Annotated in this window: 12 protein-coding genes; 7 read left to right on the top strand and 5 right to left on the bottom strand. The window is 60.7% G+C overall.

Going from position 1 to position 16,472, the window contains the following annotated elements:
* Window positions 1–64 precede the first annotated feature (64 nt).
* Window positions 65–1,321 (top strand): glycosyltransferase, encoded by a 1,257-nt coding sequence (locus D0Y96_RS13920; protein ID WP_117300852.1) that lies wholly within the window; start codon window positions 65–67, stop codon window positions 1,319–1,321.
* Between the two features lie 17 nt (window positions 1,322–1,338).
* On the opposite strand, the gene egtD is transcribed toward D0Y96_RS13920, so the two are convergent.
* Both egtD and egtB read right to left on the bottom strand, forming a co-directional pair.
* Entirely contained in the window at window positions 1,339–2,313 is a 975-nt protein-coding gene (gene egtD, locus D0Y96_RS13915; RefSeq protein ID WP_252263754.1) for an L-histidine N(alpha)-methyltransferase, read from the bottom strand.
* A gap of 46 nt (window positions 2,314–2,359) precedes the next feature.
* Entirely contained in the window at window positions 2,360–3,700 is a 1,341-nt protein-coding gene (egtB, locus tag D0Y96_RS13910; protein WP_252263753.1) for an ergothioneine biosynthesis protein EgtB, read from the bottom strand.
* A gap of 256 nt (window positions 3,701–3,956) precedes the next feature.
* Between egtB and D0Y96_RS13905 the strand changes: the two genes are divergently transcribed.
* The 3 genes from D0Y96_RS13905 (at window position 3,957) to D0Y96_RS13895 (ending at window position 10,513) form a co-directional block, all read left to right on the top strand.
* Window positions 3,957–4,685 (top strand): DUF5666 domain-containing protein, encoded by a 729-nt coding sequence (locus tag D0Y96_RS13905; RefSeq protein ID WP_147325070.1) that lies wholly within the window; start codon window positions 3,957–3,959, stop codon window positions 4,683–4,685.
* Window positions 4,686–4,693: 8 nt separating this feature from the next.
* Window positions 4,694–8,107 (top strand): TonB-dependent receptor domain-containing protein, encoded by a 3,414-nt coding sequence (locus tag D0Y96_RS13900; protein ID WP_350449072.1) that lies wholly within the window; start codon window positions 4,694–4,696, stop codon window positions 8,105–8,107.
* 156 nt (window positions 8,108–8,263) lie between these two features.
* Window positions 8,264–10,513 (top strand): VWA domain-containing protein, encoded by a 2,250-nt coding sequence (locus tag D0Y96_RS13895; RefSeq protein WP_252263752.1) that lies wholly within the window; start codon window positions 8,264–8,266, stop codon window positions 10,511–10,513.
* A gap of 9 nt (window positions 10,514–10,522) precedes the next feature.
* Here D0Y96_RS13895 and D0Y96_RS13890 read toward each other — a convergent pair whose 3' ends face one another.
* A complete protein-coding gene (locus D0Y96_RS13890; protein WP_117300843.1) occupies window positions 10,523–10,864 on the bottom strand; it encodes an STAS domain-containing protein in 342 nt (113 codons plus the stop codon).
* 165 nt (window positions 10,865–11,029) lie between these two features.
* On the opposite strand from D0Y96_RS13890, the gene D0Y96_RS13885 reads away from it, so the two are divergent.
* The gene (locus D0Y96_RS13885; protein ID WP_117301103.1) at window positions 11,030–11,797 is read left to right on the top strand and encodes a ferredoxin--NADP reductase; all 768 of its coding nucleotides are present in this window, start codon (window positions 11,030–11,032) and stop codon (window positions 11,795–11,797) included.
* Between the two features lie 98 nt (window positions 11,798–11,895).
* On the opposite strand, the gene D0Y96_RS13880 is transcribed toward D0Y96_RS13885, so the two are convergent.
* Window positions 11,896–12,723, bottom strand: a complete 828-nt coding sequence (locus D0Y96_RS13880; RefSeq protein ID WP_117300841.1) for a LytR/AlgR family response regulator transcription factor — start codon at window positions 12,721–12,723, stop codon at window positions 11,896–11,898.
* 327 nt (window positions 12,724–13,050) lie between these two features.
* Between D0Y96_RS13880 and D0Y96_RS13875 the strand changes: the two genes are divergently transcribed.
* Complete coding sequence (locus tag D0Y96_RS13875; protein ID WP_147325069.1) at window positions 13,051–14,511, top strand: GGDEF domain-containing protein; 1,461 nt, start codon at window positions 13,051–13,053, stop codon at window positions 14,509–14,511.
* A gap of 52 nt (window positions 14,512–14,563) precedes the next feature.
* Here the strand turns inward: D0Y96_RS13875 and D0Y96_RS13870 are convergent, their stop codons facing one another.
* Window positions 14,564–15,031, bottom strand: a complete 468-nt coding sequence (locus tag D0Y96_RS13870) for a GatB/YqeY domain-containing protein (protein WP_117300837.1) — start codon at window positions 15,029–15,031, stop codon at window positions 14,564–14,566.
* Between the two features lie 147 nt (window positions 15,032–15,178).
* Between D0Y96_RS13870 and D0Y96_RS13865 the strand changes: the two genes are divergently transcribed.
* Window positions 15,179–16,378, top strand: coding sequence for a pyridoxal-phosphate-dependent aminotransferase family protein (locus D0Y96_RS13865; RefSeq protein ID WP_117300835.1), 1,200 nt, complete (start codon window positions 15,179–15,181; stop codon window positions 16,376–16,378).
* Window positions 16,379–16,472: the final 94 nt, after the last annotated feature.

Here is a 16,472-nt window from a genome sequence, read left to right as displayed (position 1 = left end):
GCATAGACAATCGCCACGGTACACTGGCAGCGTGAGCCCACAGGGAAGTGAGACTCGCCGGGAGATGCCGGTTTTCGAGGAGGAGGCCGTCGTTCAGGACGGCTCCATGCTGCTTGTACTGCCGGTTCCCTTTCGACAGATTGACGGCAACCTCTACTTCGAGGAGCAGGCCTGCAACGGGCTCAACCGGTGGTCGGACAGCTTTGCCCATGTGGTGGTCGCGGCACCGGTGATTCCCGAGCATCTTGCGGCGGGAAATACCTCGGTCCTGTGGAAGCCGGTTTCCGAGATTGCCTCACGGAACTCGCTGACCTTTGTTCCGCTGCCGTGGGCATATGGCCTTCGCGCCTTTACCGGCCAGTATCGCGCAACGCGTGAGCTGCTGCGCGAGCGGATCAGCAAAAGCGGGTATCTGCAGTTTGCGATCGGCGGACTGGTGGGCGACTGGGCGGCGGTGGCGTGCCTGGAGGCGATCCGGCAGAAGCGGCGTTTTGCCATCCACACCGACCGGGTGGAGCACGAAGTTCTGCTCGAGGTCACAAAGAACGCATCCTTCCCGCGGCGGATGAAGGCACGGCTGATTGCCGCGCTGATGAAGCCCTATCACCGGTACCTGATTCGCCGCTGCTCGCTGGGCCTGTGGCATGGATCGGATTGCTATCACGTCTATTCGCCGTGGTGCCGGGAGAATCATCTGATTCACGATGTGCATACGCGGCCGGAAGACGGAATCGACCAGACAACGCTGGAAGCAAAGCTGGCCACTGTGGAGACGGCAGAGAAGATCCGTCTTTGTTATGCGGGCCGTCTGGACCCAATGAAAGCGCCGCTGGACTGGCTGAAGGCAGTGGCTGTCGCACGCGACGCCGGCGCACCGGTGGAGGCTGTCTGGTTTGGCGAGGGATCGCTGCGGGAAGAGGCCGAGGCCGAGGTCGAACGGCTGAAGCTGGGCGATATTGTCAGCCTGCCGGGTTTTCTAAGGGATCGCGCGCAACTGCTGGCCCGGCTTCGCGCCGCGCACATGATGGCCTTTACGCACGTCACGCCGGAGTCGCCGCGCTGTCTGCTTGAATCGCTGATCTCAGGCACGCCGATTGTGGGCTATGAGAATAAATTCGCCACGGACCTGACGCTCGGCCACGGAGGGGGCAGCTTTGTGGCGATCCATGACTGGGAGGGGCTCGGCCGGCGTATTGCGGAGCTCGCATCGGACCGCAAAACGCTGCGCGAACTGATTCGCGAGGCGGCAACGAACGGACGGCGCTTTAACGACGCCGCCGTCTTTGCCGAACGCAGTGAGCTGATTCGCAGATTCTGCTGAAAGATGAAAACCGGCGGCTACGCTGTTGCCATATAGACGCCAAACCAGCCCGCCTCATCGGTCCATGACCGGCTGACATGGAAGCCGCCCTGTTCGAGCAGCGCAGTCACACTCGCATCGGTGAATTTGTAACTGTTTTCGGTGTGAATGCTCTCACCGCGGGCAAAGCGTATCTCGAGATCAAGAGCGGGGATCGCGACGGTCTGCGCCAGCAGGCTTTCGAGATGCATCTCCATGCGCGAGTACTGCTCGTTCCATCGCGCGCGGTGCCGGAAGAGCTTCGTACGGAAGCTCGCTCCCAGCTCGCAGTTGATCCGGGTGAGAACATTCATGTTGAAGGCCGCGGTGACTCCTGCGGCATCGTCGTAGGCCCGGCAGAGCGTGCCACGATCCTTGACCATATCGACACCCAGCAGCAGACGGTCGCCGGGAGCGATCTGGCGGCGCACGCCGCGCAGCAGGCGGACCGCCTCCTGCGGCTCAAAATTGCCGATGCTCGATCCGATATAGAGGATCAGCAGCTGCCCTGAAGAGGCATCAAGCGAGCCAAGGCCCTGGGTGTAATCGGCGACGCGGGGACACACACTCACGCCGGGGATCTCCGCTTCAATGCGCCGCGTGGCTTCGCCGAGGGCCGATTCGGAGACATCAATGGGGTGATAGACCAGACTTCCCTGCCGGCGCACCGCAGCCTCGAGCAGCAGACCGGTCTTGGTGGCGGTACCGGCACCGAGCTCGACCAGCGTGAGATCCTGCATGCCGCAGGCAGCAATCATTTCATCGGCATAACGGGCGAAGATGCCCCGTTCGGTCCGGGTGGGGTAGTACTCGGGCAGCTCGGTGATGGCCTCGAAGAGCCGCGAACCCTCCTCGTCATAGAACAGCCAGGGGGAAAGGGATTTGGGGAATGACGTCAGACCGCGCCAGACCTCGGAACCGATGGGAGTGGATGCGGCTTCGGGAAGCCTGGGCAAAGAAGATGTCATGTGCATGGCGCGGCTGATTGCCTCCGTGAGAAAAGGGTTCCGTAATGAGATGTCAGCGATGCGCCAGCCGAACACCGGAGAATTGCCAGCGTGTTACGGGTGAGAAGAAATTACGGTAGGTAGCGCGAATATGAGATGCCGGCGTGACCACCGAACCGCCGCGCAGCACCATCTGATTGCACATGAATTTGCCGTTGTACTCTCCGAGCGCGCCGGAGAGCGGCTGAAAGCCGGGATAGCCAAGATAGGCACTCCCGGTCCACTCCCATACGTCTCCAAAGAGCTGGTCCAGTGACTGCTGCGCGTGCTTTGCGCTGCCCGCACCGTTGACCGGCAGAGGATGAAGCTCACCGCTTTCGAGCAGATTGCCTGCGATGGGCGCGTTTTCCTTCAGGGTTCCGGCAGCGGCGACCTCCCACTCGGCCTCGGTGGGCAGGCGCATACCGGCCCAGTGGGCAAAGGCGTCTGCCTCAAAGAAGCTGACATGGCAGACCGGTGTCTGCAGCAGATGACGCAGGGGAATCATGCCGCGAAGGGTGAAGATGGTCCAGTCATCGACCGAGGCTCCGGCGCCGGGGTCACATTGCCAGTAGAGCGGCGCCCGCCAGCGTTCGCTCTGCACGGTATTCCAGCCTTCGGATAGCCAGAGGTCCGGCCGGCTATAGCCTCCATCCTGCATGAAGGCAAAATACTCGGCACAGGTTGCCGGGCGCGAGGCCAGGCGGAAGGGATCGACCCAGACGCGGTGGCGCGGCCTCTCGTTATCGAAGCAGAAAGGCTCGCTTCCCTCACCGGTCTCCGGACAACCGATCTCTCGCTGACCGCCGTCTGCGTCGATCCAGACAAGGCCGCCGGCTGCATTGTTCGTCACGGCGAGAGGCTCGGGCTGATATGCGGGACGAAGAGGATTGCTCCAGAAGGCATGCTTGATATCCATCGCCAGCAGCTCCTGATGCTGCTGCTCATGGTGCAGGCCGAGGGTCGTACGGCGCTGCGCCTCGGGGATCTCCAGGGAGGACAGTTCTTCCATGGCCTCATCGATGGAGTGGCGGTACTCGAGGATGGCGTCGAGGCCGGGACGGGAGAAGGATGCACGCAGCTTCTTCTCCGGCTGATCGGAGACTCCGTTGTAGTAGCTGTTGAAGAGCCAGTGAAAGTCGGGATGGAAGGACCGGTAGCCGGGCAGGAATTCGCGGAGGAGAAAGGTCTCAAAAAACCAGGTGGTGTGGGCGAGGTGCCATTTGGCAGGGCTGGCCTCGGGGCAGGACTGCACCATCATGTCTTCGGGGGTGAGCGGCGAGCAGAGATCTTCCGTCTGCTGCCGCACGCGACAATATTCTTTGCGGCCGGCCGCCGCATCTTCCATATCCTCTGTCCTGACTGCCACCTTCATTCCACAACCCTCCGCGCCCTGTTTCTTTTTTCTCTGGGAACGACAGACAGCAGTTTACGTTGCCCGCCAGGCTAACATATCGGTGAATGGCCCGGCATTAAGGATGCAGCAAAACGCCGCCTGGGCTCAGGAATCCTGCATCCCGGGCCCGATGTTCCGGTTGCGTCCCCTGACGGGATTTTCCCGTCTATTCGGGCACTGGATCGGTATGGCCCGCCTGTCCTCACGAGCCTCAGGGCGGCAGAATTGAATCGATATGAAACGCAGTATGCGGCGCATTCTTCTTGTCGGCTGCCTGGTAACTCTGATTTTTCCGGCATTTTCTCCTGCTCTGCTCGCCCAGGATGAGCCTCAGCAGGAACGCGGGATGATGGGCGATTTTGCCGCTCACAGTATACGGGGCACCGTATCGGCCGTTACCGGGAATGAAATTTCGGTAAAAACGGAGGAAGGCGACGTTTTCAAGGTCGAGACGGGGCCGAATACTCGTTTCCGGAAGGACCGGGAGCAGATCAAAGTGTCCGATGTTCACGCCGGAGATATGGTGATGGCGATCGGGGACCGCGACGATAAGGCAAAAACGGTGGGCGCAGTCCTTGTGGCGGTGATCGACCGGACACAGTACGACAAAATGCGGGCGGATTTCGGAAAAACGTGGACGGCCGGCAAAGTGATCTCCATGAAAGACCTGACCATTACGATCGAACGCCCTGACAAGGTAACGCAGACAATTACGGTGGACGAGAACACTTCGTTTCGCCGGCGGCGCGAAGATATTACGCTGGCCGATATCAAGCTTGGCGATAATCTGACGGCGCGTGGCGCGCTGCAGAGCGGCAACTTCGTTGCCTCGACACTGACCGTCATAGAGCCGGGCCAGCGCGGAGGCGGACGGGGCGGGTTCGGCGGCATGGGAACGGGGCAGGGACCGGGAGCGGATTCCGGCAGCGGTCAGGCACCTGCGGCTCCGCCGCAGAGTCAGTGAGATCCGCTGTGCGCCTTTATCCTCTTTTCGCATTTCTTCTGGCGGTGGCGCCGGTGATCTCCGCCCAGGCGACGGGAGCGCCGCAGGCTTCGACACCAGCGCCGGTGCAGACCGCTCCATCCCCGGGAGCACAGGCTCTGCCCTCTCCCGCTGAGAGCGGAGGCACGATTCACGGCAGCATCAAAGCAGGCGAGGGAGCAGGGGCTGTGCCGCTGCCGGGTGTAAGCGTGACGGCGACCAACACCCTGACCGGGAAAAAATACAGCACGACGACGGACATTACCGGGCACTACTCCCTGACCATTCCGCAGCGCGGACGCTATGTAGTGAGAACCGATTTCGCCGCGTTCGCAGACAACACGAAAGAAGCTCTGCTGAATGCCGCATCGCACGATCAGACGGCCGATTTTTCGCTGATGCTTGCTTCCCGGGCGGCTCGACAGGAACAAACGACGGAGAGTGCGTCGACGGCCCGGCAGTATCTGGGCGGGGCTCAGAATCTGAGCCTGCTGAATGCTGCGCGGGATCTGATCCAGGCAGGAGGAGCGGGAGGAGACAGCGGCGTGCAGCTGCCGTCGTCTGCCGAAAACAGCGACTTCTCGAGCGAATCGGTTGCGGTGAACGGACAGAACGGAACGACGAATCCGTTTGCCGGAGTCGATTTTGGACGCATGCGGGATGAGGCGGAGCTGAATCAGTCGCTGAACGGTGGAGAGGGTGGAGCCGGGGGCGGACAGCGCGGCGGTGGTGGTGGATTTGGAGGCGGAGGGCTTGGAGGGGGGCGCGGCGGGGGCGGACGCGGCGGGCTCCGTGGAAACTTCCGGAACTTCAAGCCGAACCAGCCGCATGGAGCGTTCTTCTGGTCGGGCGGCAACGGGGCGCTGAACGCAGAGGACTTCGCGATTCGCGGGCAGGAGTTTACACAGCCGGGATATGCGACGAACCAGTTCGGGCTGACGTTCATGGGTGCGCCGTATATTCCGAAGCTGCTGACAAAGGACACCAGGGACATTCTGTTTTTGACGCTGTCGGGACAGCGGTCATCGTCTCCGGTGGACGATTACGGGACGGTGCCGACGGCGGAAGAGCGTAGCGGAAACTTCTCGGACCTGAAGACGCAGGCGGGCGAGGGCATCACGATTTATGCACCGTCGAATCTGCCGGCGGCGTGCCTGACAAGCGGCGTAACGCCGGGGCAGCCATTTCCGAACAACACGATTCCGGCAAACTGCATTGCGACGCAGGCGTCGACACTGCTGGGCTATGTTCCAAATCCGAATCTGCCGGGAAGCACGCAGAACTATCAGCGGCTGAGCTCGCAGCAGGACAACACGACGAAGGTGGGAGTGCGCTTCATTCACAACTTCGGCAGCAGCGCGAATGGCGGCCCGATGATGGGGATGATCCGGCAGGCGCTGGGACAGGGCAACGGCGCGCTGCACCAGACGCTCAACGTGAATTACAACTACAGCCATTCAGCTTCGGATAATCTGAATATCTTTCCGGATCTGGGCGGCAAGGAGCAGAGCCACCAGTACTCGCTGCAGCTGGGATATGTGATCGGCAAAGGGCGGCTGACGAATAACTTCACCCTGGGATGGAACCGCACCAATTCTCAGACAACGAACTACTTCACGAATGGAACAGACATCGCCAACGAGGCAGGGCTGAGCGGCCTGCCGTCGAATCCGCTGCTGTACGGCCTGCCGAACCTGACGCTGAACCAGTTCACGGGCTTTAACGAGCAGCAGCCGAATTTCAGCACGGGGCAGACCATCTCCTTCACCGAAACGACCTCATGGATTCACGGCAAACACAATGTCCGGTTCGGCGGCGACTTCCGGCGCGTGCATGACGATCTGCTGGGGAATACGAATTCGACCGGAACGTATGTGTTCTCCGGGCTGTTCACGGAGGCTCCGGGAACGAGCGCAAATGCTGCTACCGGCGTGGCGACGAGCGGCTCTTCGCTGGCGGACCTGCTGCTCGGACTGCCGCAGGAGACGACGCTGCAGGCTCCTTACAGCAAGTCGTATCTGCGGGAGAACGTATACGACTTCTACGCGCAGGACGACTGGAGAGCGCTGCCGAGCCTGACGCTGCTGTACGGGCTGCGATACGAATACTTCTCGCCGTATTCGGAGAACAACAATCATCTGGCAACGATTGATGTAAGCAACGACTTCTATGCGGTGGACCCGTCGCCGGTGCTGCCGAACGGGACCGGGACCTACCAGGGAAAGTATCCGCAGGACCTGATCTATCCGGAGCGGAATAATTTTTCTCCTCGTGTGGGCTTTGCGTGGCGGGCGGCGCGGGACACGGTGGTGCGCGGCGGATACGGCATTAACTATGCGGTGGGACAGTATGTAAAGTTCGTGCAGGATTTCGCCTTTCAGCCTCCGTTTGCCGATGTGCAGACGAACGAGGTCACGAACGGCGCGAATATCACGCTGGCGAATGGCTTCCCTTCTCCGGGAACGCTGGGCAACTATGCGGTGAACAGGAACTACCGGCTGCCGTATGTGCAGGTGTGGAACCTGAATGTGCAGCGGACGATTCCGTGGAACATTGTGCTGAACTTCGGCTACTCGGGGTCGAAGGGAACGCGGCTGGATGTGGTGGATGCTCCGGGGCGCACGGCGACGACGTCGGTGAGCGGCGTGTACTACGACTACGAGGATTCGGTGGCGTTCTCGAATTTCAACTCGCTGGCGGTGAGCGCGCGGAGGCGGCTGAGCAACGGGATTTCGCTGGGCGCGACGTATACGTATTCGCACTCGATCGACGACGCGAGCTCGGTTGGCGGCAACGGCGGCAGCGGGCTGGTGGTGGCGCAGAACTGGCAGAACATTCTGGCCGAGGAGTCGAACTCGAGCTTCGATATTCGTAACAGCCTGAAGGGCAATTTTCTGTACGAGCTGCCGTTCGGACCGGACACGCACATGATCACGACGGGATGGCTGGCGAAGACGCTGGAAAATCTGTCGCTGTCGGGGACGTTCCAGCTTGCGTCGGGCAACCCGCTGACGCCGTCGTATGCGGCGGCGACGGAAGATGTGGCGAGAGGCAGCACGGGTTCGCTGCGGCCGGATCGCGTATCCGGACAACGGATTGCCGGAGAGGGATCGCTGCAGAACTGGTTTAACCGCGATGCGTTTACGACACCGGCGGCAACGTATGGAACGGCGTCACGCTTCTCGATCGACAGCCCGGGGAAAGTGTCGGTCGATATGTCGGCGTCGAAGACGATGCGCTTCGCCGATACGAAGACATTCGAGATTCGGGCGACGGCAGATAACGTGTTCAACACGGTGCAGTATTCGGGCGTGGACACGACGGTGGGGTCGGCCAGCTACGGCCAGGTGACGAGCGCGGGGTCGATGCGCACGTTCAGCTTCAATGCGAGGTTCAGATACTAGAGGCTGCTAAGAGGCGGTCATCTGGTGAAGCGGGCAGCTAAAAAACGGTCAGCTAAAGAGCGGCCAGCGAAAGGCCGATGCACCGAGGGCTTCCCGGCCTCCCACCCTTCGCCGGGCGGGGATTAGGGACACGACGGACAGCGCGATGAGGAGTGTATGAAAGGCACGCGAAGGATGAGGCACCCGGGGCTGATGTGGACGCTGGCGGCGATGATCGCGGCCGCGCCGGGGTTTGCGCAACAGCAGGGCGCGGGGCAGGATCAGAGCCAGGAGCAGCCGGCGTCGTCGACATTCACGCTGCGGGTGAACAGCGACCTGGTGCTGACCAACGTGGTGGTGCGCGATAAGAAGACGGGCGAGATTGTTCGCGGGCTGACGGAAAAGGATTTTCAGATTCAGGAGAACGGGAAGCCGCAGCGGATTGCGAGCTTCGATTTCGAGAGCGTGGATCAGGCGGCTCCACTGGATGAGGCGACAATCAATGCGAAGGCTCCGAATGGAGTGTTTGGAGCGAAGAACGGTACGGCGACGCAGGCGGAGCTGCGCAATCACAGGCTGATCGTGCTGTTCTGGGATATTACGTCGATGCAGCCGGAGGATATTGAGCGGGCGCAGGAGGCGGCGCGGAACTACATCAACAAACAGATGCAGCCGGCGGATCTGGTGGCGGTGGTGTCGCTGGATACGTCGCTGTCGCTCGATCAGGACTTTACGGCGAACAAGCCGCTACTGCTGAAAGCGGTGAACAGCTACTCGGGCAACGAGGGCTCGGGATTTGCAGCGGGCGCGACGAGCACGACGAACCAGGTGGAGGACGCTAGCTCCTTTACGGCGGACGAACAGGAGTACAACGACATCAACACGGACCGCGAGCTGTTTGCGATTGAAGATATTTCACGGTCGCTGGCGAATATCAACGAGAAGAAGTCGCTGCTGTATTTCTCGGGAGGGATTCAGCGGGACGGCATTGAGAATCAGGCATCGCTGCATGCGGCGATCAATGCGGCGGTGCGGTCGAATCTGTCGATTTACAGCGTGGACACGCGCGGGCTGCAGGCGATTTCTCCACTGGGGGATGCGTCGACGGGCAGCGTGAGAGGAACGGGCGCATACAGCGGCGCGGCGACACAGAACAACTTCGACTCGAATTTCAACACGCAGGAAGTGATGGCAACGCTGTCGTCGGATACGGGCGGCAAGGCATTCTTCGACTCGAACGATTTTTCACCGGCGTTTGAGAGGATTCAGCGCGACACGTCGGCGTATTACGTGATCGGTTTCCACTCGACTGATCCGCGGCGGGATGGGCGGTACAGGCGGCTGAGCATCAAGGTGAATCGCAGCGATGTGAAGCTCGAGTACAGGTCGGGCTACTATGCGCCGGCGGACTTTAAGCATTCGACGAAGGACGACCGCGAGCGCGAGCTGGATGAGGAGCTGGCGAGCGATCTGCCGGCAACCGATGTTGCGGTGTACATGCAGGCGCTCTATTTCCGTGTGGATGCGGGGCGGTTCTTTGTACCGGTGTCGCTGGTGGTACCGGGATCGCAGATTCCGTTTGTGAAGGGCGGGGATCGCGACAAGGCGACGCTGGATGTGATTGGCGTGGTGAAGGACACCGCGGGGCACGATATCGGCGACGTGCGCGATACGGTGAAGCTGGCGATCGATCAGGCACAGCAGGTGCGGCAGAAGAATATCCAGTACACGACGGGGTTCACGCTGCCCTCGGGCAAATATCACCTTAAATTCGTCGTGCGCGAAAACGAGACGGGACGGATGGGCTCGTTCGAGACAGACATCAATGTTCCGGACATGAAGAAGCTGCCGCTGAAGATGAGCTCGGTGGTGCTCGCCAGCCAGCGGGTGCAGGCAGGGAAAAAGCAGGACAGTCCGCTGGTCCGGGATGGCATGCAGCTGGTGCCGAATCTGCCGCATGTTTTCCGGCAGGATCAGCACATGTATCTGCTTTATGAGATTTACGACCCATCACATCCCGCTGCGGAAAAGAGCGATGCCGGGAAAGGTCCGGAGGGGAACGCGAAGGGAAACAGGGAAAAGCCAGGAGCAGAGGCGGCCACCGGAGCACCGGTTCACGTGCTGACCAGCATCGAGTTTCTGGACGGCTCGGCCAAAGCCTTTGAGACGCCGCTGGTGCAGGCCACACAAATCAATGTGCCGGCACGCGATGCGGTGGCGTTCCAGTTCGATCTGCCGCTGAACGATCTGAAGCCTGGACTATACATCTGCCAGATCAATGTGATCGATGATGCCGGCGGATCGTTCGCGTTTCCGCGCACGGCAGTGCTGATTCGTCCGGCGTTGCCGGCGGCGGCACCCGGGCAGCCGGGGCAGACACCAGCGGTTACGCCGGGAACGGCCTCAGCGGGCGCGCCGGGCCGATAGCCGGATGCGTCAGAGTGCTTTGGCTTCTTCGAGCGAGGCGGCGATGGTGATGAGGGTGTCGACGCGGGTGAGGCGGAAGAGCTCGATCACACGGTAGTTCGGCGCCACGACGATCAGACGGCGTCCATGCTTCTGGCAGGAGACGTAAAAGTTGATCAGCACGCCCATTCCGGCCGAATCCATATACGGCACCTGCGAGAGGTCGATGATGGTGGTCGGCGCCGGGTGATTTCTCAGGTCTTCCTGAAGATCGAAGATGTTGGACAGGATGAGAGGGCCGGCAAGCGTAAGGATTCGTGTTGCCTCTGTGCTGCCTTCTGCAGTTTCAATCGTCAGCGGCTCATTGCTCATACACGCGTAAGTGTACGGAAACACAGGCGCACATTGATTACAGGCAGGTAAATCCGGCGGATCGAACCAGCATGGCCGAATTTTTCAGCTCATCCATGCGGCGGATATGGGAGGACCGAATATCCCGTAAACTGGATGCAAATCCGATTCGAGCGAGTTCTCACCTTGCCCAGACAGTTGTTTACTGCCCGCCTCGACCAGAAGCTGCTGCTTTCAGAGTCTGCACAGTGCTACCACCTGGAATTCACCCTTCCCGAGCTTGAGCGTTTCGATTTCTCGCCCGGGCAGTTCGTCTCCACGGTCGCTGTTGACACCCAGGAAAAGCAGCAGACCCGGGCCTATTCGATCGCGTCGGCTCCGGAAGGAAACCGCTTCGCGCTCTGCGTGAACCGGGTGGAGGGCGGCTTTTTCTCGAACCTGCTGTGCGATCTTTCTCCGGGAGAGACGGTACAGGTTCATGGACCACATGGCCTTTTTGTGCCGAAGGAGCCGTTGACCGATTCGATCTTTATTGCGACAGGGACGGGGATCGCTCCGATGCGGGGGTTCGTCGAGTGGCTTTTTCCGGAGAACGGCGAGGATCGCAGCGAGGGACGAAAGTTCTGGCTGGTGTATGGGACACGCCATGAAACGGAGATCTACTATCAGAAATATTTTGAGAAGATCGCCGCGGAGCATCCGAATTTTCAGTATCTGAGCTCACTCAGCCGCCCGCACGAGGGCTGGGAGGGGCTGCGCGGATACGTGCAGGACCACGTCGCGCAGATTGTGGAACGACGGACGGCGCTGAGGAATGGCACGGCTCATGGCGTCAGCGGCTTCGACATTTACGCTTACATCTGCGGGCTGAACGATATGGTCTCGGCCACGCGCGACCGTCTGAAGGGAATGGGCTGGGATCGGAAGCAGATTGTATTCGAGCGCTATGACTGAGGACCAGCCGTTCAGGCAACTGCGCCCTTCGGGCGCAATTCTTATGTCTGAAAATCCGAACATGGGGCACCCGGCTCCGATTTGAAAGAGTGAATCGACTAGAGGTTGAATAGCTCGCGGAGGCGTTTTGTCTGGGCGCGGCTTACGGGAATCTCGGTCTGCTTTTTGTCGTCCATGCGCAGCTGATAGCTGCTCTTGAACCATGGCACGACTTCTCGGATGTGATTGATATTCACCACGTAGGAGCGGTGGGCGCGCCAGAAGGTGGAGGGATCGAGAAGCTCCAGAAGCTCCTCGAGTGTCCGGCACTTCGATTGTCCTTCCAGTGTCGGAGTTACCACCGTAATGGTGCCTTCATCAATTGAGGCGTAGCAAATGTCCTTCTGATCAACGAGCAGAAGGCGGCCGTGCGCCTGGAGAATGATCTTGCCGCTGCTGGGCCTGGAGGTCTGCTGCTGATCGATCAGCCGGAGCAGAGCGTCGATCCGAAGGTCGGCATGCGAGGGACCGGCAGGAGTTGTATCCCCCTCTGCCGCAGACACTTCCTGCAGGCGGAGCCGGGCCCGGTCGATTGCCTGGAGCACCCGGGCACGATCGAAGGGCTTCAGCAGATAGTCAATGGCATTTACGTCGAAGGCTCGCACCGCGTACTGATCGAAGGCGGTGGCAAAGATGATCTGCGGCAGATGCTGGTGCTTGCTTTCGTCGGCTTCGAGCAGCTTCTTCAACACGGCAAAGCCGTCCAGGCCGGGCATCTGCACGTCGAGAAAGACCACGTCGGGCTGCCAGGTGCGAATTAACTCGACGGCTTCAACACCGTTGGCTCCCTCGGCGAGTACTTCGACATTGCCGGTGGTATCAAGGAGATATTTCAGCTCTCCCCGGGCCAGCTCTTCGTCATCGATGATGAGTGCCGTCATTGCCATTGCACGACTCTGAGTATAGGAAGCGGGGAAGGGGTGGTCAACGGAGGGTGCTCGGGATGACCGCATCAACCTGACTTTCATCGGGCTGCAAAAACGTTTTATTTCCTGGAACCCGATAAAAAGCCAGATGCCTCTGGTAAGCCCTTTTCTGAGGGACCAGGACTAATGTCTGCCGAAGAAGGACGGCTCACAGATAAAATGACAGAGTCTGGACACCCCCATGTTCGGCGACGATTGGTTTTAAAGGCACACTGTTGCCACAAGGCATCAGGAATCTGCTTATAATCCCGGCGTCCCCCGCAGTTCATCCCTTTCCGGCAGGTGAGCGTGTCCTCCAGTCACGGCAGCCAGGTGCAAAACCGAGGGGTTCGGGCCCTGAGCCTGGTGCTGTTGTTTACCCTGATCTACCTGACTGCCGACTTCGCCCTGAACAAGTTTGCCTTCAGCGACGGGTGGACCGTACTGTGGCCGCTCAACGGTGTGACGATTGCGCTGCTGCTGATGTGGCCGCGCCTGGACTGGCCGGCCATACTGGTTGGGGTGACCCTGGGTACCGGGATCGGGGAGTGCCTTGACCATAATCCGGTCACGCTCGAACTCTGGCTGCGGACGTTTTCGCTGATCGAAGTACTGATCTGCGCCTGGCTGCTGCCCCCCTTTACGTCGCTGGATGACTGGCTGCGCCGGACGTATCTCTTTCCACGATTCTTTGCCGCGCTGCTGCTGGGGCCGGGCATCTCCGGCGTGATGGCGGCGATACTCTTTCACCATGTCCATCACGAACCGTGGCTGATGGCCTTTAACGACTGGGCGACCGCGGACGCGCTAGGCATTGCGGCGATCATGCCGCTTGCCCTGTGCGCACGCTCCACCGAGATGCGCACCCTCTTCAAAGGCCACGCGCTTCCACGGACCATCGGCATTCTTGTCACGGCATTCACGGGTATCGTTCTTATCTTTACGATAAGCCGCTATCCTCTGCTCTTTCTGCTGTACCCCATCCTGCTGTACGTCGATTCCATGCTGGCCTTTGCCGGTTCGGCGATCGCGATGCCGGTGGTGTGCCTGCTGGCGGTGTACTTCACGATTCATGGACACGGCCCCTTCGCCTTCTGGCCACAGGGCCTGCTGGTCTCCCGCAATGTGGCGCTGCAGATTTATCTTGGCTTCCACATGGTGGCTCTCTTCCCGGCCTCGGTTTTGTTTATGGAGCGCCGAAGGATGTCAGAGGACCTGCGCGATGCCAACGCGCAGCTGACGATGCTGGCCTCTGTCGACGGCCTGACGGGCATTGCCAACCGGCGCTCGCTCGATGAGAGATTTTCGATGGAGTGGAAGCGAGCGATCCGGGTGCGGACATCGCTGGCGCTGCTGATGATCGACCTGGATCACTTCAAGCAGTACAACGACATGTATGGACACCATGCGGGCGATCAGTGTCTGCGCACCATTGCCGGTGTGCTCTCGCGGCACCTGCGCCGACCTCAGGATTTCGTGGCGCGGTTCGGAGGCGAGGAGTTCGCCATTCTGCTGCCGCATACGGACCTGGATGGTGCACGGCACCTGGCGGAAACGATTCGCATCGCGGTGCTGGAAGCCGCGGTCGACCATGACGGCAGCTCGTGGGGGTGCGTGACGGTCTCAGTAGGCTGCGCGGCGATTCTGCCTGCTCATGGCGACGACCGCTTCCGGCTGCTGCAGACGGCCGATGCCGCGCTTTACCTGGCTAAAAAGGCCGGGCGGAACTGCATTGAGATCAGCGAGCCGGTCGATGAACCGGCTCAGTGAATCGCCATGCAGAAATCTGAATCTACTGTCTCGCTGAATTTCCGACTGCCGCTTACTTCGCCAGCCTTGCCTTCACAAGATCGCTGACCTGACGGCCGTCTGCGCGGAGACCGGACTTCTGGATCGCGGCCTGCACGGCTTTCATTGCCGTGCCGATATCCTTTGGTCCCAGGCTGTCGCCGGAGACGGCCAGCTCCGCGATGGTCTCTTCGACTATCTTTTTCAGATCGTCTTCGCTCGCAGCCTTTGGCATATAAGCCTCGATGACGGCGATCTCGGCGGCCTCCTTTGCGGCCAGCTCGGGACGGTTGCCCTTTGTGAACTGCTCGATCGATTCACGCCGCTGCTTGATCATTCCGGTAAGCACCTGGAGCGCCTCGGCATCGGTCAGGGGTTCGCGCTTTTCGATCTCTTTATTTTTCAGCGCGCTCTTGACCATGCGCAGCGTCGTGGTCCTGTCCGCATCGCGGGCCTTCATGGCCGCAATCATCTCGTGATCGATCTTCTTTACCAGCTCCATTTTTGCGCACCCTTCGCCGGCGGGGCATTCAGGCCCGTTCGCCGCGCAGTTTCCTGATTTCCGGCCAGTCACAGCCCAAACTCACCATTATAGAAAGAAACCGCAATCTCTTCCCGCCGGTAAAATAATGGCAGAGGATTTCCAAAAATGATTCGCAAAACGCGCCTGTTCACCCCCGGTCCGACGCCGCTGCTTCCTGCCGCTCAGTTCGCCATGGCCGCCGCGGACATCCATCACCGTACCCCGGAGTTCCGCGCCCTGTATCAGCGCGTGCTCGAACAGCTCAAAGGTTTTGTCGGCACAAAGAATGACGTGCTGCTGCTGGCCTCCTCCGGCACCGGAGCAATGGAGGCTTCGGTTTCGAATCTGACTTCACCGGGCGACCGCGTGCTGGTGCTCTCCGCCGGTAAATTCGGCGAGCGCTGGACGGCGATCACGAAGGCTTTCGGCTGCCAGGCGGATGTGCTGACGGCACCAAACGGCCAGACATTCTCGCTTGACGAAGTCCGCGCGGCGCTGAAGCCCGATACGCGGGCCGTTTTCGTGCAGGCGACCGAGTCCTCGACCGGCGTTCGCCACGATGTGGAAGGTCTTGCAAAGCTGCTGAAGAGCGAAGGCAGCGAGACACTGCTGATCGTAGACGCGATCACCGGCCTTGGCACCACGCATCTCGACGTGGATGGCTGGGGAGTGGATGTGATCATCGGCGGATCGCAGAAGGCAGTGATGATTCCGCCGGGCCTGGCGTATCTGAGCCTGAGCGACCGCGCCTGGAAGGTGACGGAGACCGCGAAGAACCCGCGCTACTACTTCGACCTGCGCAAGGAGCGCAAGAATGCGCAGAAGGGCGAGTCGTCGTACACGCCGGCAGTTTCGCTCATCGCCGCGCTTGGCGCTGCACTGGATTACATTGCCGCGCAGGGCGGAGGCGATGTTGCCGCCGGCCGCAAAATTCTCGTCGACAACGCCGAGATGTGCGCCGCGATGACCCGCGCTGCGGTACAGGCGCTGGGCATGACACTGTTCGCACCCGATGCGCCGGCTGCTGCTGCTACCGCTGTCCTGCCTCCGGCAGGCGTCGATTCCGGCGTGATCGTGAAAGAGCTCAAGAGCCGCTTCTCGGCTATTGTGACGAACGGCCAGGGCGAGATGAAGGGTGAGATCTTCCGCATCGCGCACATCGGCTTCTTCGATTACATGGACACCATTGCCATCATCGGCGCCCTGGAGCAGGTTGCTGCCTCGTCGCTGAATATTCCCGGCTTTGCCTTCGGCCAGGCCGTGGCCGCCGCGCAGAAGGTCTTCGCCGGCCAGGGCGTGGAAGAGCCAGTCGCCGTCCACGCTTAAGCCAGAGGGTGAGCTGTATCCGGATCTTCGGACATGGCTCGCCCGTCACAACCGCTGTCATCCGGCTTTGCCATCGAGCCGGATAACAAAGCCG

This window comes from Paracidobacterium acidisoli (assembly GCF_003428625.2).
Classification (GTDB): Bacteria; Acidobacteriota; Terriglobia; order Terriglobales; family Acidobacteriaceae; genus Paracidobacterium; species Paracidobacterium acidisoli.
Note: the sequence above shows the minus strand (reverse complement) of the source record. Positions and strands in the feature narration are given on the sequence as shown.

Coding starts and splice junctions, on each gene's coding strand:
- D0Y96_RS13920 (WP_117300852.1), top strand. CDS start 65: ATGCCGGTTTTCGAGGAGGAGGCCGTCGTTCAGGACGGCTCCATGCTG.
- egtD (WP_252263754.1), bottom strand. CDS start 2,313: ATGCACATGACATCTTCTTTGCCCAGGCTTCCCGAAGCCGCATCCACT.
- egtB (WP_252263753.1), bottom strand. CDS start 3,700: ATGAAGGTGGCAGTCAGGACAGAGGATATGGAAGATGCGGCGGCCGGC.
- D0Y96_RS13905 (WP_147325070.1), top strand. CDS start 3,957: ATGAAACGCAGTATGCGGCGCATTCTTCTTGTCGGCTGCCTGGTAACT.
- D0Y96_RS13895 (WP_252263752.1), top strand. CDS start 8,264: ATGAAAGGCACGCGAAGGATGAGGCACCCGGGGCTGATGTGGACGCTG.
- D0Y96_RS13890 (WP_117300843.1), bottom strand. CDS start 10,864: ATGAGCAATGAGCCGCTGACGATTGAAACTGCAGAAGGCAGCACAGAG.
- D0Y96_RS13880 (WP_117300841.1), bottom strand. CDS start 12,723: ATGGCAATGACGGCACTCATCATCGATGACGAAGAGCTGGCCCGGGGA.
- D0Y96_RS13870 (WP_117300837.1), bottom strand. CDS start 15,031: ATGGAGCTGGTAAAGAAGATCGATCACGAGATGATTGCGGCCATGAAG.
- D0Y96_RS13865 (WP_117300835.1), top strand. CDS start 15,179: ATGATTCGCAAAACGCGCCTGTTCACCCCCGGTCCGACGCCGCTGCTT.